Genomic DNA, 18,384 nt, shown 5'->3' with positions numbered 1-18,384 from the left:
CGCTATGAAGTCGAATGCGATCAATAGCACCCGTTTCCAGAAGCGGGGCGTTTTGATGATGTTCTCTCTGATGCGCTTGACCAGAGCCTGGTTTACCCAATTGGAAGCTAGCATGATCCTGCCATTCAACTCACTAGTGGTGGACGCCAGCGGCACGCACGACTTTTATGGCGGTCAGGCCGAGAATACGCAAATCGAAAAGGAAGCTCTGACGCTGCAGGTATTCAACATCGAGCACGACTTTGTCCGGGATCGCCAGCTCGTCTCGTCCATTCACCTGAGCCCAGCCCGTGAGCCCCGGCACAAGCGTGTGCACATTGTGTGCGGTCCGCGCCGCGATAAGGTCATCCTGATTGAAAAGCGCCGGACGAGGCCCAACGAAACTCATGTCTCCTGTTAGGATGCACCAGAGTTGTGGAAGTTCGTCCAGGCTGGTTTTGCGAAGAAAGCTGCCGACAGGTGTCAGATGCCGTGCAGCGTCACCCAGAAGATGTGTCGCGACAACGGGTGCGTCAGTCCGCATCGTGCGAAATTTCGGCATGGAGAAAAGGCGATTGCCGCGGCCCACCCGTTGCGACCAGTAAAGTGCGGGCCCCTGAGACGTCACGCGGACGGCAAGTGCCACAACAGCCATTGGTAAGGCGAAAATCATGAACGCCAGGATGACGCCGGCAATATCGCATGTTCTCTTCAAAAACATTGGTGATTTGACCCACGCTGAACCCGGAAAACTCGTTGTGCGTGTCCTTAAGATAAATCGTTGCCGATCGCTAGCGGCGAAAGTCTAGGCGTGTCATCCCCGGAACCTTTGGCGCTTCTTGCACCTGCATGGCTGGCACCCGTCATCAGTCGACGCGACCGATAGAACGGCGCACCATAAGCGTTGGAACCTGCAGGTGATAAAGGCGGGGTGCCGGTTGTCGGTCATGCGACTCGATCCCCGCGGTGAAGCTCCGTCGATCATAAGGGATAGCGCGGCCGCAAGCTTCGTTGAGTTTGAGCGGCGTAGTGAAGGTCATCATCTCCGGTAGCGACCTGCTGGTGAAGGTGAATGCTGATGGCAACGGTTTCGTGACGGCGTACACCTTAGTCGGTGCATCATCTGTAAAGGGAGTCAAGGTAACTGTCGGTGGTCCGGAAGATACGCTCACGCCAATTGCCGCCGCAGACCCCATCATCCTCGACCTCGACCACAACGGCTTCGCTTTCTCGTCGATCGACAATGGTGTCACCTTCGACATCAATGCCGATGGCAAGGCGGATGAGATCGCTTGGACCAGCGACGATGGAATCCTTGCCTATGACGTCGACGGCAACGGCCTGACAGACAATGGCTCGGAAATCTTCACGCCGGACTTTAACGGGGGCAAGTTTGCCAGCGGCGTGGCGGCTCTCGCCTCGCTGGACAGCAATTCCGATGGCAAGATTGACGTTGAAGACGATGCCTTCTCCAAGCTCTAGGTCTGGGTCGATACCAACAACAACGTTGTCAGCGACGAGCGCGAGCTGTCGAGCCTCTTCAACAACGGCGTCACCAGCATCTCGTTGACGACTGACCAGACGGGCGGTTCGGAAGACGGCCAGACGATCTTCGCCGAGGGTGAATTCACCTTCGAGGATGGTTCGACCGGCAACTTCGTCGAAGTCGGTTTCGACACGATCTTCGGATCGGAGTCTGAGGGCCTGACGCTGCATGGCGGCATGGGCGAGGTGGTAACGACCGGCAGCGCCGGTGCTGACACCTTCGTCTTCGATGAGACAGCACTCGACGATCTCGACGTTGCCGATGTCATCACGGACTTCAGCTCGGAAGAAGGTGATGTGCTCGACGTGACGGCGCTTCTCGACAGCCTGCTTGGCGAGCAGCCCGATGCAACTGTCGCCACGTACGTGCAGGCCACTCTCGATGGCAATGGCAACACGACCGTCAGCGTCCAGGCCGAGCCGGGCCTCTAGAAGGATGTGGTCGTTCTGCAGAACCACGAGGCAGCCATCAAGGTCCTTTTCGACGACAAGCATGTGACTGTTACGCCGCACGACTGATGCTCGCGGTCAGCTAGGTATCTTACACTCGAGAGGGGCCCGCTACGGCCCGTCTCTTCTTGTGGGGCGCTATTTTGTTTCTCTGCACTGAAGCACACTCGGAATCACTGCTACCGAGATAGCGGAATAGACGCCGACAGCCCCCTACACATCGACAGAGTCCGAATATTGTTGGTCATCTGCCTCGGACTGCCTCAAACGGTTCATTAAGACGCGGTGGCGCTCGTACTCGCGCGCCACGAGAGCCTCTGGGTCCAGCGTCATCCCGGGACGTGCTCGCCGTATGGTCTTCGCCTTCGCTTGTTTGTCCTCTTCATCCATCGTACCAAGCTCCGTGGTCTGTACGCATCTGATGCGAGCTCTTTCGCTCAGTGTTCAGCTTCCGTCTGAGGATGGCCCAGGGGGGAACGGCCGCGATACCAGGGATCGGCCGTCCTGACCCTCGTAAGAATTATGCCTCAGTTGGCGGCTTGGCCAATGCCCTCGCAAGGCGTCGAGCGATGGCGCTGGGTTTCACCACGGGCCCGTCGCTCGCCGAATGAATGACGTCGAGCCACTGCTGCTCTTCGTCAGAAATAGAGCAACCGAGCATTTTCTGGAACGTTGAAATCGTCTGCTCATCGTAGAACTGGCGCATCGCCATCCGGAACAGCTCATGCTTGTTGCAGTCCAGCAGCACTGCGGTTTTCTCAACGCGATCCAGCGGCAGCTTCGCGTCTCCGAACAAGATAAGCTGGAAGAGGCGGGTCCCGAGAAAGCCTCCGGGGCTATCGCTCTGTGCGACGGCACTATGCCGATTGTTGAGGTATTCAGTGATTGAAGACTCGATCATGTTTTCGTTCCTGCTTGCGTCTCGATACATGATTTATAGCGTCTGCAGATTGGGATAGCTGATGTCCCAGTAGGGGAGCTTAGCCGGTCAGACTGGTTCTGCCGCGGCCTGCTCACAGGCATATGTGGCGCCGAAACAGGTCCATGCACCAATCGTTGTTGTCCTGGGCTAGACACATCATCAGGATCTTTCGTTCATCGAGATCCAGGGCCTTTGCGACAAGCGGAACCTGCCAGAGATGCAGCTTCGAATAACCGGCAAGGTATGAGCCGAATGAAGACGCCGTGGTGAAGCCGGTCAGCTTCATGAATTCCAGGCGATCGATCCCAAGTTCTAAGATACGATCAGCTATCAAATGCGCGAGTGCGAGACGTGCCTCAGGATTAGACATCGACACCGGTCTCCTTAGCCTACTTATTTTTGCTCTTGGGCTTCTTTCTCCAGACCTTCAGCATCGCATCGATACGGGGCTGTACACGAGCGCGCGCTTCCTCACGGTCCATCCCGTTCAGCAGCAAGGTCTCGTAGTCGGTCATTTGGTGACGGAGACAACTCTGCATCGTGACGCCGACGGCTTTACCAAGCGTGGCGCCTTGCCATTCCTTACGGGCAATCTCTTCAGAGAAGAACGAAACGGCAAAATCGGGGCAGCCGGGGTGCTTGCGGCGTAAATGATCAACGACGGCTTCTTTTGAGAAAGTGTTACGCGGGTTCTCCTGTTGGCGGGCGAGCTCTTTTATGGTGCACGATAGGTTGTGCTGTCGAATAAGCGGCAACTTACTTTCCACAGGTTTCTGGCTGCTGGAGCCAGGTGGAAGGGATTTGGGGGGGGCGGCTTGGTCGGAACCCGCCGTGCGTTAACGTGGACCCAAATCCGTGGTCACAGCGGGATGTCGGTCAGCCGTGAAAGCGAAGTCTTAGGAAGGGGTGCGTGGAGGCAAGGGGATGCCTTTTGTGGCCGGAGCAGATTGGTGATCCTATTCTCATCAATCGAGCATCCACAGTTCAGGACTTCTGGACAATCCGAAACGTGAAAAATTTTACATCGGTGCGGTTGGGCGCAAGTTTATGTAAACGTCAGACGCTGAATTGGGGAGAAAATAGCTATTCGATGCAAGGTTCGCGTAAAGGTCCTGAGGAATAGCAGTGGGCCTTTTCCGGCTAAACATTGACGAAACTTTACACTATCTCGACAGAAGAGGCAGTTTTTCGATTTTTCCTGAAAGTGTAAAGGTCGCGGATCGAGAGAAGGCGGACTTAACGGCGTGCTGCCGGCCGCACAGTCCTCAGCTCTTTGGGCTTGTGATGGGGTCATCGCCGCCGATCCCCCGGGAGGCGTCACTTGGCAGTTGGGAAACCTGAAAAGCCAACGCCAAAAACATATTCGCATGGTCCTAATCGTCATGTCTTCCGCTGCTGTGCAGTGACCGGAAAAGCGGCTTCCACAACCTGGTTGCGCACTTCATCTGCCGGGCACCGACAGCGTCACCGAGACACGGTCGTAGCGGCGAAGGGGGCTCTATACAGCCAGCAGCTGATCCATATCGTGGTGCCGGTGAACAGAGCCTCCTGTGTGAGGATGAGCCGATCGATCTCGCGATCGGCTCAACGGCCAGTCAGACTGCGATTGTTGCGAGCTCGCGTCGCAGGCGGGTCAGTTCCTCGGTGTCGTCGTAGCTGTCGATCATCATCTCGAGTTCGTAGCGGATGCGATCCACGTTCGCGATAGCAGCGTTGACGTTGCCACGGTGGATCTTCTGGCTGTCAGTCAGATCGTCCCAATCATCTTCCTCTGCGACAATGTTCGTCAGGCTGTTGCGGATGATGATCTCTCCGTCAGGATACGTGTCGGGATAATGCTGTGCCGCCTGGCGCAAGAGAGCAGCCTTCACGGGATCCTTGTCGTCAGCCTCCCTTGCAAGCAGTTCAAACAGGCGGCGGATCGACATGACGAAACCGGTGGCGCCCAATTCCTTGGCGAGCTCATCCGGATACGGCAGGCAGAAGTTGGCGCAGTTCATGTTCGGGACAAGTGTTCGGACATATTAGCCTCTCGAGAAGTTCTAGGGCCCAGCACCATGCTGTAGGCCTCGGCTCTCCAACGACGCTCCCACTCCAGCCGAGAGGTGAGCGAGGTCAATCGAGGTCTTGGTGCTCGTCATGGCGGTCTCTAATTGGTCACAAGGACAGTTATAGCGGTCAGTCCGTTGAACTGCGCAGGAAGTCGGAATTTTCTCGCTTCACATCTGGATACGCCTCTTTGGGCGCCATGATCGCGACAGTGCAATCGGCCGGCACTTATCCGAAGCCCTTGGACATAAACCGGAATCAGAATAGGGCAGCACACCACCGTGCATGAACTAGGCAGGCAGCACATGTTGCATCAGATCACTCTATACCGGGCCAAAGGCGACAAGGATCCGGTGGGCCTGACTTACATTGAGGAGCCCCTCAGGCCCTCACAGGCGCTCACAGGCGCGCTTGGCGAACCGGACGACTCTCACCCCTCAGATAGAGCTCGGCAGCTACCAGTGCGCCGCTGGGATCGATTGCGTTGATGTCGAAATTGAACTGACCCACCGCGCACAGTATTGGCACTTGAACGACCTCGTTGAGAACGTAACTGCCCGGAAGGAATTTCCTGAAGCTCTCGATCTCGGTGAGGGCAAAACCGCGACACGATACAAGCTACGGGTTCAGGAACCAGATCTCGAAATGGTTCGGAAAGTGATTGAGGCGATCGGCAACAAGTATGGCTTGACGACGGCTCCAAGCGTAGCCGGGATTGAGATTAGCATCGACTTCTACGCTAACAAACCGAGCGAGGCAGCACGTGCTCGGTTGCATGGCGTTCTAATTCGGCATTTCTTTCCAACGACGCGGGTACTGAAAGCGAACCTGATGTGGCCGCGGTTCATGCCCGGAGGGATCAAGAAAACCGATTACACCGTCGGTCGAAACGAGAGTGACGACAGTATGGACATAGGTAACCGGATGGCGCCCGGCACGGATCGTGTGCCTCTATATGGCTCGACATACTACCTCGGTGAATGCGACGATTCTCGAGCCTTCTGGCGCATTCAAAACAAGGTTTTCGATAAGCAGAACAAAGCAGCCGGGACGAGGGACAAGCTCGCAGATGAAAAGAAGCGCGTTCGGATCGAGGTGACGCTCGGACGAGAAGGATGCCGCGAAATCGGACTAGAGCAATTTACTGATCTGGAGGCATTGGGGACCGCACGCCTGCAGAAGGGCTTCTTCCAGTTCATGAAGCCTACCTTCGCAATCGTCCGTCCGAGCGCTGCTCGCCCAGTATCGACCGCAGTGAAACGCAAGGCCGAGGAATACAGGAGAGAAAGGTTCTTGAACGCTGGCGTGGTGGGACTTCAGATCCGCGAGGATGCCAGAGAAGAGCTACGTGCTCTGGAGATGCCAACGATCAGGAAGCTGCACCGCAGGTAGGGAACCAAGATGCCATTCAGAGTGCGCGCCGGCTCAGGTGCATACGGCACGATGGTTGCGTATGAGGAGCTGACACGGGTGGTAGAGCGCGCGCTGGCTGGTCTTCAGAGGAAGGTAAGGAGGGAGATGGGTGTGTGAGGGGGCAGTAGGCAGAGGCTTTGTATATTAACAAGTTATTAGGTTCTAATTTTCGGTCGGCGTGGCTTTGTGTGGATTATTGCGGTTTTCGGCAACCTAAAGCACGTTGGGTCCACGGAACCCTTCGAGAAATACTTGCAACGAGCCTGATGGCCTTGGTTTACCAGAGTCTTACCTGAAGCGGCCCTCGGTGCGCGGGCTGGAACTGAACCATTCTAAAATAGAACAACTCCGGCAGCCTTCGTTGCCTGCGGCCTGCTTAGAAGCCGATGATCGGTCCTGCGTGAGGGGCGGCCATTTAGCGACAGCGTTTTAATGCTCAACATACCTTGCTCGATAGACGTGAGTGGGCTTGTCCACATCTGAACCTGACTGATGAGTCACAACTGGTTTGCCAATCCTAGGCTGTGCCCATACAACCTCAAGCCGTTGACCCGCGGAGAGAGTGTTATGACACAAATACATAGTCCTGCTTTCATGGCTGGCGGCAAAGGCACGCGGCTTGACTCTTGTCGCGCTCCAGCGCGAGGAAACAGCTCATCTAGCTGATCCTTGAAAAAACGCTCATGCAGAAGGCCCTGGATCTGGTCGCACTTCCACCGCTCGGAACACTGGATCTGCGTTAAGGGCACGGCCGAACTGACTGTCGGCGAGCAGGTGATGTTCGTGCGCGAAAATGAATCCGTCTACATCCCGCAAGGCGATCTGCACCGGCTCTATAACCCCGGCAAGATCATGCTGGAGATGATCGAGGTGCAGACTGGGTCTTATCTCGGCGAAGATGATATCGTCCGGGTGTCCGACGAGTTCGGACGCGGCTAGCTGCTGCTTCCAGAGAATGGAGGCATTGACCGGGCAGATGGCGCCACAGGCGGATTGAATTCGAGGATATTGAAATGCGCGTTCTTCATGTCTTCAAGACCTATCATCCGGATACATTCGGCGGTGTTGAGCGGACAATCCACGCAATCGCAAAAGGGGCATTGGCGCACGGTATCCAGTCCGATGTGCTGTCGCTAAGCCGCGATCCGGCTGCCAACACCGTCGAGTTCGACGGTCACATGGCGTACAAAGCGAAACTCGATCTCGAATTCGCCTCCACCGGCTTTTCGCGCGAGGCTTTTTCAATGTTCAAAGACCTGAGCGCAAAAGCCGATGTCGTGCACTACCACTTTCCCTGGCCGTTCATGGATCTGCTGCATCTCCTGCATCCGCCGGCAAAGCCCACTATCGTCACCTATCATTCCGACATCGTGAAGCAGAAGCTTCTGTTGCAGCTCTACAAGCCGTTGATGCATCGCTTCCTGTCGAGCGTGACGCGGATTGTTGCGACCTCGCCGAACTACCTGCAGAGCAGCGAGGTGCTGCAGCGATATCGCGACAAGACAGACGTCATCCCGATCGGCCTCGACGAGGCGGATTACCCTCGCGCAGCGCAGGAGCTCAAGGATCACTGGAGGTCACGCTTTCCCCAGCCCTTCTTCCTGTTTGTTGGCGTGCTTCGCTATTACAAGGGCCTGCACACGCTGATTGAGGCGGCGAAGGTGGATGCCGACATCCTGATTGCGGGGGAGGGGCCCATGGAAGGGCAACTGAAGGCGCAAGCGATATGTGCGGGGCTTACCAATGTGCATTTCCTCGGCGCCGTCAGTGACCTCGACAAGGCGGCATTGCTCGAGCTTTGTACAGCCTTTGTGTTTCCGTCTCATATGCGGTCGGAGGCCTACGGGCTGTCGCTGGTCGAGGCGGCGATGTTTGGCAAGCCGATGATCAGCTGCGAGATTGGAACGGGGACAAGCTTCGTTAACAGGCATGGCGAAACGGGAATTGTGGTGCCTCCTGAAGATGCGGGGGCGTTGGCAGAGGTGATGATGATGTACATCAATAATGATACATACCGCATTGATCACGGGACAGGTGCATTCAGGCGTTACCGATGCGAACTGCGCGCCGCGACGATGGTGCAGCGTTATTGCCAAACTTATTCGCAGTTGCTTGGCAGATGCTAGTGGTGGTTCCACTCACTCCTTAATCGTGCCCTCGGACCGCTGCGTGTAAACAATCATCTGCCTCGGTCCTAGCATTCTTCTAAACGGCGAGAGCCGCCTCGTAAGCTTTCAGCGTCTTTTCAGCGCACCGTTGCCAGCTAAAGGTGGAGACCTGAACGAAGCCTTTGGCGATCGCTTGCTCCCGCCACTGCTCATCTTCCAGGCCACGATAAATATGATCAGTCAATATTTCGACCGCAGCTGGATCACAAGTAAGGGCGGCATCGCCGGCAACCTCGGGCAATGATGAACTGTTGGAACAGACGACAGGTACGCCAGATGCCATTGCTTCAAGTATTGGCAATCCGAAGCCCTCATATTTCGAGGGAAATGTGAACAGCCGCGCCCCGGAATAAAGGAGCGGTAAGTCTTGTGCCGGTAGGAAGCCGAGGTAGCGCGCCCAACCCTGTAGTTCGGCGTCACGGATTTGCTGCTGTATTGTTTCATTGCGCCAGCCCTTGTAACCGCTGAGCACCAGAGGCCATCGGCGGCGCACTGCGTCCGGCAGGCGGGAATATGCTGCCAGCAAAACAAGAAGATTCTTGCGTGGTTCTATCGTTCCGACAAAGAGGCTGTAGCCACCGGCATGAAGGTCGTACTTTGCCAATGTTTCGCGTATTTCGCTCTCCGAACGTGGAGCAAATTCCGGGCTGCATGCCAACGGTACTGCGTGAACCTTTTCTAACGGCCAGGAAAAGAAGCTAGCGGTTTCTTGCCGGTTGAATTCGGCATCGGTGATGATGACGTCCGCGACCCTTGCGCTCTGCTTCATCGCATTTTGTAAGATGCGGATGGTTTGGGGCTCATTGCAGTCTGGAAACCGGAATGGCGACAGATCGTGAAAAGTCACAACCCGGCGGCCGCCAAATTGCGGCAAGTAGTAGTTCGGGCCGTGATACAGAAAATCCTCATGTCCGCGCAATGCTCTGCTCTTGAGCGTATTGAGACCGAAGCTGGCGAGCCTGCGGGCGATGTCGCTCTTCTGCACCCAGCGCTTTAACCTGTGATTCCCATCCGATGTATTGGAAGGCACCGGCAGATCTGCCGTAAAGCGGAACCCAGAGAGAAAGCGGAGATCTGAGATCTCTGTTGATTGCTGCAAATGCCGGCCAAGTTCAAATGTGTAACGGCCAATTCCGGTCAAGGGGAAACGGATGGGATCAATGGATAAGATCGTCTTCATTGCGTACCAAGCATCCAGCGCAGTGTCGTTTCTAGCGGAAGACTTTCCCAATCGCCGATGAGCCGGCGCAATCGGCTCGCATCGCCCAAAAGCCGCGGTACTTCTTTTTTGCGAACGAATTTTGGGTTTACCTCGATGCGAAGATGATGCCCAGTTATCTTGGAGCACATGTCGATTACATCGCGTAGGCTATACTCTTTGCTCGAACAGATGTTGACGACTTCGCCAACTGCATCGGCCTCAACAAGTTTCCGGTAGCTCTGCACGACGGAACGCACGTCACTGAAGTCCCGCCAAATATCCAGATTGCCCAGTTCGATGAAATCCGCCCCGCATTTAAAATGCGCAACGATCTTTGGAATCAGGAATTTCGCGTCTTGCCCCACGCCTGTGTAATTGAATGGCCGGGTAATGGTGACCGGAAGACGATCCATCCATAGGCTGGCCATATACTCCATCGCCAGCTTGCTGACCGCATAGTCGCTGGCCGGTGCTGGAGGTGTTGTTTCCGTCAGCACGGACGTGTCCGGTGTCCCGTAGACGTTAGCGCTGCTGGCCAACAGAACGCGTTCTGGCCGTTGGGGAGCACCGGCCAACGCTGCTAGCAAATTTCGTGTGCCCAATACATTAACATTATACATCGAATTGGCATCGTCAGCTGCGACAAAGGTCACGGCTGCGAGATGGAAGACAATATCGGGGCGAACCGCCGCGACGACGGTATTGATCGCATCCTTGTCCAAGAGATTTGCGCGACAATAGTTCGGGATGCTGGCGGGTTGCGCTCCCATGCTGAACACTTGATATCCCGCGGCTTCCATTTCGGCTTTCATGTAGGAACCGGTAAAGCCTTCACTTCCGGTAATGAGCACCTTCTTGGAGCGTACCATCAGTAAGCTTGCCCTCTTTCGACACGCCGCAAATCCGCCTCGACCATCATGCCGCACAGTTCCTCAAGCGTGGTCTTCGGCTCCCATCCCAATTTCTGCTTTGCCTTCTCGGCGCTTCCAATCAGAAGGTCGACTTCCGCAGGGCGGTAGAACTTGGGATTGACCCGAACCAATACTCGGCCGGTTTCCGTGTCGATTCCAACTTCTGCCTCTTCCTTGCCTTCGAAGCGAAGACTGTATCCCGCCGTCTTGAAAGCCATTTTGACGAAGTCTCGGACCGTTTCAGTGCGACCTGTAGCCAAGACATAGGTGTCGGGCTCATCGGCCTGCAGCATGCGCCACATCCCCTCTACATATTCTTTCGCAAAACCCCAGTCGCGTCTCGCATTCAAATTGCCAAGCTCTAAGACTTCCTGCTGCTTAAGATGAATGGCAGCGACCGCATGCGTAATTTTTCGCGTCACGAATTCCAACCCCCGCAGCGGCGATTCGTGATTGAACAAAATTCCGCTCGCGCCAAAGATGCCATAGCTTTCCCGATAGTTGATCGTAATCCAGTGTGCGTAGAGTTTGGCGACACCATAAGGACTGCGCGGATGGAAGGGCGTGTTTTCAGTCTGCGGTATAGCCTGAACCTCACCGAACATTTCAGACGTGCTCGCTTGGTAAAAGCGAATTTTGGGGTCAACGATCCTGATCGCTTCCAGTAAGTTCAGCGCGCCAAGTGCCGTGATTTGAGCCGTTGTTACAGGCTGACTGAAGGAAACTGCCACGAAGCTTTGAGCCGCGAGATTATAAACCTCCATCGCTTCGCTGGTCTGCAACAGACGAATACATGATCCCATGTCGGTCAAATCAATGTCGACGAGGTGGAGATTTGGGTGATTGCGGATGCCCAGTTCTTCGATCCGCCAGAAGTTCGGTGTCGTGGTTCGACGAAAAGATCCGAAGACTTTGTATCCTTTGTCCAGCAAAATCTCTGCAAGATACGCTGCATCCTGCCCAGTGATTCCTGTTACCAGAGCGGTATTAGTATCTTGCATGCTAACCTCATGAACCAAAAGTATAAACGCTTCGACTTGTAGAATCATAAGCGATGGTGGGAGCCGTGAGGATCCTTGCCGCTATCCGGGAATGCGGGTGTCACTCCAACATGTTCAGCCCTTTGAGAAGATTCCTTAGGGTGTTGGCATGCACGCTTTCGGTGGCCGAATACAGATTGTTAGCGTTGTGCGAACTTAGAACAACATTCTCCAAAGTCTTCAATGGGCTATCGCTGGCTAAAGGTTCGACCTCGAACACATCAAGCCCCGCGCCGCCGAGTTTCCCGGATTTCAACGCGTCGATTAGGTCCGTCTCACAGACCAACGGCCCGCGGGCCACGTTGATGAGATAAGCCCCGTCCTTCATCTGTTCAATGCTGTCAGCGTTGACCATGTGGTGGTTTTCAGAAGTGAGGCTGCAGGACAGGCAGACGATGTCTGCCTTCTGCAGCAATGTCTCCAGCTCAACCTGCTGAATGAAGGCCAGGGGAGCGGCCAGATTCAAAACTTGCGCATCATTTGCGATGACATTCATGTCCATCCCCAGCGCGCGCTTGGCTATGCCTTGCCCGATCGCACCCATGCCGATGATACCCAACGTTTTGCCGACCAGGCCGGTTCCGCTCGGCTTCGGCCATAGACCACGCCGTACGGCCCGGTCAACAGCGCCGATATGACGGGTCAGGTCGAGCATAAAAGCGATGGCCACCTCGGCGACAGCATCCTTGAAGGCGCCGGGAGAATTATAGACGGGAATGCCGAGCTTTCGTGCTGCTTCCAAGTCTATGGAATCTAAACCTGTGCCCCATTTGGAAATCACCTTAAGGCGCGGCAATGCTTTGACAAGCACAGCTTCGGTAATCTGGTCGTCGCCAGCAAGCCAGCCATCGAAATCACCGATAATTTCGAGGAGTTCATGTTCCTTCAAGAATTGCGAAACCTCGGGGAAAAAGGGTTCTATGCCATTCTCAACGAGTATTTTTTCAAAACGGGATTGCTCTCGTAGCATCATGATATTCGAAACGAGTACGCGCATGGTTATCGTGCCTTCATGACGTTGAGATAGGCTTGAGCGATGCTCAGGTCGACTTCGGTCTTGATGGCGTGGCCTGCCATGGAATTGACCGGGAAGAAGCCAATGCTGCCGGAATAGGTGGCGCACTTGCCCTTAGCCACCGCCTCAAGAAACGCATTGCGTTTCCAGCCGGTGATACTCCAGGTCACCCGATGCACCGGTGTCAAATCCTGCGAATTGGTCTTCTCATCGAAGGTGAAGTTCACCGGCTGTCCCTTGTAGGCAACTTCGATCTGATCAGGGATTGCCGACAACATGACGTCGTGGCCAGATGTGACGAACGCATTGGTGAAGGCGACGACTTCATCCGTGGTCAACAGGGGCGTGATCGAGTGGACCTGGAAGATATACTCGCAGTCGTGGTGGGACAGGAATTCGGTGACGAATTGTTCGCTGGTCGTGTTGTTGTCTCCCAGTTCTTGCGGGCGATTATGAAATCCAACATCTTCCTGTGCGGCGATTGATGCAAATTCCTTGTCTTCAGAATTTACCCAGATCTCATCGAAACAGGCTGCGCTCTTGCATTTGCGGATTGCCCGAGTGATGAGCGGAACCCCGTCGAGTTCGCGCAGATTCTTCTTTATCAAGCGCTGGCTTCCCATACGAGCGGGGATCATGGCTATCGTTTTGGGCATCGGCATCTCCACAGGCTAGTAAAGTAAGGACATCAAATCCTCGAGCTGCTCCAGCAACTCTGGTTCGGCGGATACACTGAACAGGTGTTTGTCCGGGTCGATTATGTTGATCGGCTTGCCGATATCGAAAACGGGACTGCTGTACCGCATGCCGGATTCGCTTGCGACGAGCGCGCCGGCGACATCGTCCCACAGTTTCGCTTCGACCGAAAGATTGGCGCGCAGCCTTCCGGAGGCAACATAGCAAAGCTGCAAGGCCTGGGACCCCAAGACACGGATCTTGCCGGACTGGCGCAAAGTCTCAAACGATTGCGGGCTACGGCTGATCAGGCGATCAAGAAAGCCGGTGCTGACGGCGATGAAATCGCTCGGACGACGGTCTGGTTCGCAGCTGATCGCTCGGCCATTGAGCCTTGCGCCGCCGTTTCTGACTGCGTCAAAAATGTCTCCATGCACGAAGTCGCACACGGTCGCCATTTCCACGACGCCATCAACCAGCATCGCAATGGAAATGCCGTAAAGAGGAATGCTGTTGACGAAGTTCATGGTCCCGTCGAGGGGATCGATGATCCACGCGACCTCCGCCAAAGCTTGCAACTTGGCACCTTCTTCGGCCAGCACCTGGTGCGCCGGGAACCTTTCGGAGAGCCGGCCGACGACGTAGTCCTGAAGGCAATGGTCGATGGTCGTCACGAAATCCTGACGGCCCTTCGCGTGTATCGCCACGTCCGATGCAGATGCCTCGTCAAAGATTTTGCGCGAACCTGAGATCACCGACCTCAGCCAGTCGCGCGCCTGATTGAGCTCAGCAATCGTCATCGCGGAGAGACCACGAAGGAGAACGCGCCGAGATCTGCAAAATCGACTTCGATCTTTTGATCGCTTGGCAGGGGTAGGCAGGACGTGCAGCCGCCTGTCGCCACCCATTGACCGGCTCTAAGCGTGGCGCCATTGGCGAGTGCGGTTTTGGCAAATGCCGCCAGTGCCCCGATCGGAGTGGTCAAAATATGGTTGGCAGATCCGGTTTCGACCACGTCCCCATGTGCAATGCTGATCGACAGCGTGTCGATGCTTGCTTTGACCGCAGCATCGATCGGCAAGGCATCGCCCAGCACAAGGGCTCCGTAGGCGCAGCCGTCTGCGATCAGAGCGTTCAGTCCGTGTCGTGGCAGGTCGTCGACGGTGGATGCCGGCAGCTCGATTGACGGGGCGATCCTGTCGACGAGTGCCCAGGGATCCTGGGGAAGGGCGTCGCCTTCGACGGCAGCAGACAAGCGAAACGCAACCTCCGCCTCGCCTTTGGGGCCACCCAGCAGATCTTGCGGAACAGTGGTTGGCGCCAGCAAAACACGCCCGGCAAAAACGGGGCCGTAATAAACATCCTGCGTGTTGAAGATTTGCCGGGTCGCGGTCGTGGCGCCGCCAAGCTTCCAGGCCTCCACGGGGCCCAGGCACTCAATCAGGCGGTTTTGCACAGCGTAGGCCTGCGCGAGTGTCAAGGGGCAGATCCCGGCCGGCAAGGACTGATTATAGCGTTCGTCCTGACGAGCCTTGATGAACCAGTTTGCGCTTCGTTCGAGTTCAGACTGCTGCATTGTAATTCACCACAAGTTGGTCAAAATCCACGCGCTCGAGCACTTCCAGATGGCCACCACGCGTGGCGTTTTTCAGAAAGCCGTTTTGCGTTCGAAGAGCATCGTCGCAAGCGCGCAGTGCATGTTCGATATTGCCGACATTGGGCGGGCACCAGGGGCGACCGCTTCGGTAGCCTTTGATGAAATGATTGCCTTCACCCAGCACGAGACCGGAGCCCGGCGCCGTCTGCTTTTCGAAGTGGAGCGAGTGATCGATGCCGTACAGGTAAATCTCCTTCATCCCCATGAAGCTTGCAATCTGGACTGCCGCAGCAATAACGCTGTCGCCCGTGGAGACAAATCGCCTGATATCCGGCGAGAACTTGAAGGTCTCGCCGCGCAGCGGCAGAAAATAGCAGCCGGCCGGAACCCGATCGATGTCCGCGTGACCCGCAAACACCGGGGTCTTCGCCAGTCGTGCAATCTCGTTGCCGAAATCACCGATCATATAAGGGTCGATCATCACGGTATAGTCAGGCCTGAAAGGCGTCGTTTCATAGGCCATGTGGAACCGGTTGCAGCAGAAGGTGGTGTAGCGTCCGGCCAGGGCTTCAAGATCATCCAGCCGCACGGATGGCCCATTGCCGATAATCACGCAGCGGCGGCCCGAATGCAGGTCCCGGAACTGCGTGTTGGCCCGAACGCGTCTGGCGGTGAGATACATCCGACGAAGTTTTTTCAATATTCGGTTCATCAGAACGAATCTGCTTCTATCCGGCCGGCATGCATATCTCCTGCCTTATGCGGGAGAATGCTGTGACAGGCAAGCCGCGCGCATCCTGTCGCGCGCCACGATGCACCGATTGTGCAGGCAAAAGCTGGCGGCATCACGGCCAGATCGACGCTGTGTCTCGTGCAAAACGGATCCTTAGCGGCCCGGATCTACCGTTCGCGAACCAGACCCCTTGGATCGTGACCTTCACCTGCAATCTCATATAAAAAAATGCCGATGTAGCAAGAGCTAATTGGCTGCACGACCAGTGTTGTGGTCACTGACCTGCCTGGCAAAGTCGATCATCGGTTTCTCGATAAATCTGTAGGAGTGCCACGAAACCAAGGCAATCAGCGGGACAGAGGCGGCACTCAACAGGAAAAAATGCAACCATCCATCGAACGGAAGAAAACGAGACAAAAGCGAAACTACAATCATGTGCAGCAAGTATACACTATACGACATCTGGCCTGCCTTAAACGAAATGCTGCTTTCGGACACGTCAACGAACAGGAAGGGGCAAAATCCCGCCCAGACAGCAATTCCTACCGATTTGGTGCAGATGAACACCAGCAGGAAAAGTAGGACACCGACACACGTCGCTGATTTGAGTTCAAGACGATGCGATCCTTGTGGAATTTGGCGGACGACCAAAAAGCTCGCAATACCGATCATGAAATAGCGGAAAGCGTATAAAATGTGTGAATTGTGCGGATAGGTGAAGCTTATGCCAAAAAGTTCAAAGCTACGGCTTTGGGCGATGCCGACAACCATAAGCGATACAATTGCGGCGGCTGAAGCGAGGGTTTTAAGAGCAGTCGGCCGATAAAGCACGGCAATAAGAGTGGGTGCCAGAAGGTAGAATTGGAACTCGACAGAGATACTCCAATTAGGTTGCAGCAATGGCCGGCTGCCGTCCACTAATATCTCTTGGGGAACGAGACCATGAAACATTGTTGCGCCAATCAACCAGTACTTCCATGCCGCACCATCGAGAACTCCGTAGATTGGGAGGCCGACATAGTACAACATCAGGGCGACGGTCAGTCCGATTATATGGACAGGATACAGCCGCCAAAATCGGCGAAAAATATACCGCGTGTAGGGTTCGCGCTTGTTGATAACTAGGTTGGAAATTACAAACCCGCTCACGATCATAAAAACTTCAACTGCAAGGCTTCCATTTCGAATGAACGACATCGGGTTGCCTCGGTCAAAGTTAAGTCCCGAAGTGCCAAGCAGGTGTGCCGTGACCACCCACCAAGACAAGATACCACGGAGAGGTTCAATTGCCGGAAAGTTCATCATGCGCCTGCCGGTCATGGTGGCCCTCTAGGTGTGCTTCAGTTTCTATGAGCATTAAACACGTTCGTACACAAATCGCGACGTTCTGCCGAGGCTATTAACTTGATGCCATAGCCACATTTTCCTAAAGGCTGTCTGGAAAGGACGGCGCCGCCAACACTGCGGGGCGGAACCACCCTATCTTGCCGTAGTGTAAGCGAGTGATGATCAATCTCTTATCCTTGCGTACAAGTACCTTCGCATAGGGGCTTCGAAATGCGCATTTAAGAGTTTCGAAGCGAAAACAAGGATGGCGGAATAAAGTAAAATCAGAGCAACTGCTTCAAGCCATTTTGATACAGAGATGCCCGCGCCCGAAAACGTCAATACGTAAGAAAATATTGCAATTATTGTCACGTGCAACAGGTATAGGCTGTAGGAATAAGCTCCGGCATTGCTTAAAAATTTTAGTGAAAGGACTTTCTTAACCAGAGATCTTTCGATGCTTGCGCTCAAAACCAGAACCGCAATAGGCGCGAGCGCGAGGAAGTCGCTTTTCCCTGTTTTTCCGAAAAAGATCACGCAGAACAATATTGCAAATGCTGGAATTTCAAGTGCGCGGATACAAAATTCGTACCTTTGCACACTGTATCTTTTGTGAAACGCAGAGATCAGCACTCCGAGGCAGAAACCTGCTGTCGCCCGCGCCAACCCGACATCGATATAAATGTGGGTGGGGCGGCTATGAGTACTCAGGCTCCCCTGGTCCACATAGAGCAAAGCGTACAGGCTCACTGCGAAAACGATGCAGAGTGGCACAAGAAGGCGAGGGCGCAGAAACAGCGCAGCCAGTGCAATGCTCACAAACAATTCACTGCTTACGCTCCAGCTCGGATAATTCCACGTCGCGTCGAACTGATGAAAGCCGATGCCATTGAGGAGGAGAGCATCGGTGAGCAGCGAGTACAGGCGGCCGTCACCATAGTTCCGGCCGTCATTGAGCGCTGGATAGCCCGCAAGACTGAATGTGCTCTGCTCCATAAAGTTCACTGACAGTGTACCGACAGCATAGACGAGGAGGAGCAGCGACAGGCAAAACAGGTGCAAAGGCGCGAGCCTTGCGAAACGCTTTTTCACGTACGAGACGTAGCGCAGTTTGCCGCTAATGATGTCATTGGCATAGCGATAATGGATCACAAATCCACTGAGCACAAAGAATGTCTCCACAGCCAGTGCTGGTCGTGAAAACAAGCTGATATTCGGCATGAGACGGGCATCGAAATGCGCGAGCGCAATAATCAACGCCATCACACCCCTCAAGCCCTCCAGTCCGAGAAGCTTTCCAGCGCCGCGCGCGGGATTGGTCGCGCTGCCCTCTGCCATCGTCTCGCGCGGGCTATCCATG

Annotated in this window: 19 protein-coding genes and 1 pseudogene; 5 read left to right on the top strand and 15 right to left on the bottom strand. The window is 55.1% G+C overall.

The window, feature by feature from the left end; translation table 11 throughout:
• Positions 1 to 133: 133 nt before the first annotated feature.
• Complete coding sequence (locus ASE36_RS03525) at positions 134 to 700, bottom strand: sugar transferase (RefSeq protein WP_062275628.1); 567 nt, start codon at positions 698 to 700, stop codon at positions 134 to 136.
• A gap of 308 nt (positions 701 to 1,008) precedes the next feature.
• Here ASE36_RS03525 and ASE36_RS03520 point away from each other — a divergent pair, with 308 nt between their 5' ends.
• Both ASE36_RS03520 and ASE36_RS03515 read left to right on the top strand, forming a co-directional pair.
• Entirely contained in the window at positions 1,009 to 1,461 is a 453-nt protein-coding gene (locus ASE36_RS03520; RefSeq protein ID WP_062275625.1) for a hypothetical protein, read from the top strand.
• 84 nt (positions 1,462 to 1,545) lie between these two features.
• Positions 1,546 to 1,956 carry a type I secretion C-terminal target domain-containing protein gene (locus tag ASE36_RS03515; protein ID WP_062275624.1) on the top strand — a complete coding sequence of 137 codons (411 nt, stop codon included), beginning with the start codon at positions 1,546 to 1,548 and terminating at the stop codon, positions 1,954 to 1,956.
• A gap of 538 nt (positions 1,957 to 2,494) precedes the next feature.
• Here the strand turns inward: ASE36_RS03515 and ASE36_RS03510 are convergent.
• From ASE36_RS03510 to ASE36_RS03495, 4 genes are all read right to left on the bottom strand, one after another.
• The gene (locus ASE36_RS03510; protein WP_062275622.1) at positions 2,495 to 2,875 is read right to left on the bottom strand and encodes a hypothetical protein; all 381 of its coding nucleotides are present in this window, start codon (positions 2,873 to 2,875) and stop codon (positions 2,495 to 2,497) included.
• 112 nt (positions 2,876 to 2,987) lie between these two features.
• On the bottom strand, positions 2,988 to 3,266 hold the full coding sequence (locus ASE36_RS03505) for a hypothetical protein (protein WP_062275620.1): 279 nt from the start codon (positions 3,264 to 3,266) through the stop codon (positions 2,988 to 2,990).
• A gap of 19 nt (positions 3,267 to 3,285) precedes the next feature.
• Positions 3,286 to 3,651 carry a DUF2293 domain-containing protein gene (locus ASE36_RS03500; protein ID WP_244474652.1) on the bottom strand — a complete coding sequence of 122 codons (366 nt, stop codon included), beginning with the start codon at positions 3,649 to 3,651 and terminating at the stop codon, positions 3,286 to 3,288.
• 840 nt (positions 3,652 to 4,491) lie between these two features.
• Complete coding sequence (locus ASE36_RS03495; protein ID WP_062275617.1) at positions 4,492 to 4,896, bottom strand: hypothetical protein; 405 nt, start codon at positions 4,894 to 4,896, stop codon at positions 4,492 to 4,494.
• Between the two features lie 460 nt (positions 4,897 to 5,356).
• On the opposite strand from ASE36_RS03495, the gene ASE36_RS03490 reads away from it, so the two are divergent.
• The 3 genes and pseudogenes from ASE36_RS03490 (at position 5,357) to ASE36_RS03480 (ending at position 8,484) form a co-directional block, all read left to right on the top strand.
• Positions 5,357 to 6,337: a hypothetical protein gene (locus ASE36_RS03490; RefSeq protein ID WP_244474651.1), complete on the top strand. Its 981-nt coding sequence runs from the start codon at positions 5,357 to 5,359 to the stop codon at positions 6,335 to 6,337.
• Positions 6,338 to 7,066: 729 nt separating this feature from the next.
• Positions 7,067 to 7,297: pseudogene (locus ASE36_RS03485) on the top strand (cupin domain-containing protein); the annotation flags it as partial.
• A 74-nt stretch (positions 7,298 to 7,371) separates the two neighbouring features.
• On the top strand, positions 7,372 to 8,484 hold the full coding sequence (locus tag ASE36_RS03480) for a glycosyltransferase family 4 protein (protein WP_062275613.1): 1,113 nt from the start codon (positions 7,372 to 7,374) through the stop codon (positions 8,482 to 8,484).
• Positions 8,485 to 8,563: 79 nt separating this feature from the next.
• Here the strand turns inward: ASE36_RS03480 and ASE36_RS03475 are convergent, their stop codons facing one another.
• The 10 genes from ASE36_RS03475 to ASE36_RS03430 form a co-directional block, all read right to left on the bottom strand.
• Positions 8,564 to 9,706: a glycosyltransferase family 4 protein gene (locus ASE36_RS03475; RefSeq protein ID WP_062275611.1), complete on the bottom strand. Its 1,143-nt coding sequence runs from the start codon at positions 9,704 to 9,706 to the stop codon at positions 8,564 to 8,566.
• On the bottom strand, positions 9,703 to 10,596 hold the full coding sequence (locus ASE36_RS03470; RefSeq protein ID WP_062275609.1) for a GDP-mannose 4,6-dehydratase: 894 nt from the start codon (positions 10,594 to 10,596) through the stop codon (positions 9,703 to 9,705). Before ASE36_RS03470 ends, ASE36_RS03475 begins: the two co-directional genes overlap by 4 nt.
• Positions 10,596 to 11,639, bottom strand: coding sequence for a GDP-mannose 4,6-dehydratase (gmd, locus tag ASE36_RS03465; RefSeq protein ID WP_062277957.1), 1,044 nt, complete (start codon positions 11,637 to 11,639; stop codon positions 10,596 to 10,598). The genes ASE36_RS03470 and gmd overlap by 1 nt, the downstream gene beginning before the upstream one ends.
• A gap of 100 nt (positions 11,640 to 11,739) precedes the next feature.
• Positions 11,740 to 12,675, bottom strand: a complete 936-nt coding sequence (locus ASE36_RS03460; protein WP_062275607.1) for a phosphoglycerate dehydrogenase — start codon at positions 12,673 to 12,675, stop codon at positions 11,740 to 11,742.
• Positions 12,676 to 12,677: 2 nt separating this feature from the next.
• Positions 12,678 to 13,349 (bottom strand): cytidylyltransferase domain-containing protein, encoded by a 672-nt coding sequence (locus ASE36_RS03455; RefSeq protein ID WP_082510799.1) that lies wholly within the window; start codon positions 13,347 to 13,349, stop codon positions 12,678 to 12,680.
• Between the two features lie 15 nt (positions 13,350 to 13,364).
• Positions 13,365 to 14,168 (bottom strand): inositol monophosphatase family protein, encoded by an 804-nt coding sequence (locus tag ASE36_RS03450; RefSeq protein ID WP_062275605.1) that lies wholly within the window; start codon positions 14,166 to 14,168, stop codon positions 13,365 to 13,367.
• Positions 14,165 to 14,944, bottom strand: coding sequence for a 2-keto-4-pentenoate hydratase (locus ASE36_RS03445; protein WP_062275602.1), 780 nt, complete (start codon positions 14,942 to 14,944; stop codon positions 14,165 to 14,167). Before ASE36_RS03445 ends, ASE36_RS03450 begins: the two co-directional genes overlap by 4 nt.
• Positions 14,931 to 15,665 (bottom strand): 6-hydroxymethylpterin diphosphokinase MptE-like protein, encoded by a 735-nt coding sequence (locus ASE36_RS03440; RefSeq protein ID WP_162244201.1) that lies wholly within the window; start codon positions 15,663 to 15,665, stop codon positions 14,931 to 14,933. Before ASE36_RS03440 ends, ASE36_RS03445 begins: the two co-directional genes overlap by 14 nt.
• A gap of 279 nt (positions 15,666 to 15,944) precedes the next feature.
• A complete protein-coding gene (locus ASE36_RS03435; RefSeq protein WP_062611249.1) occupies positions 15,945 to 17,018 on the bottom strand; it encodes an acyltransferase family protein in 1,074 nt (357 codons plus the stop codon).
• 189 nt (positions 17,019 to 17,207) lie between these two features.
• Positions 17,208 to 18,383 (bottom strand): acyltransferase family protein, encoded by a 1,176-nt coding sequence (locus ASE36_RS03430; RefSeq protein ID WP_062275597.1) that lies wholly within the window; start codon positions 18,381 to 18,383, stop codon positions 17,208 to 17,210.
• Position 18,384: the final 1 nt, after the last annotated feature.

The sequence above is a fragment of the Rhizobium sp. Root274 genome, from assembly GCF_001429245.1.
In the GTDB taxonomy this organism is placed as follows: domain Bacteria; phylum Pseudomonadota; class Alphaproteobacteria; order Rhizobiales; family Rhizobiaceae; genus Allorhizobium.
Note: the sequence above shows the minus strand (reverse complement) of the source record. Positions and strands in the feature narration are given on the sequence as shown.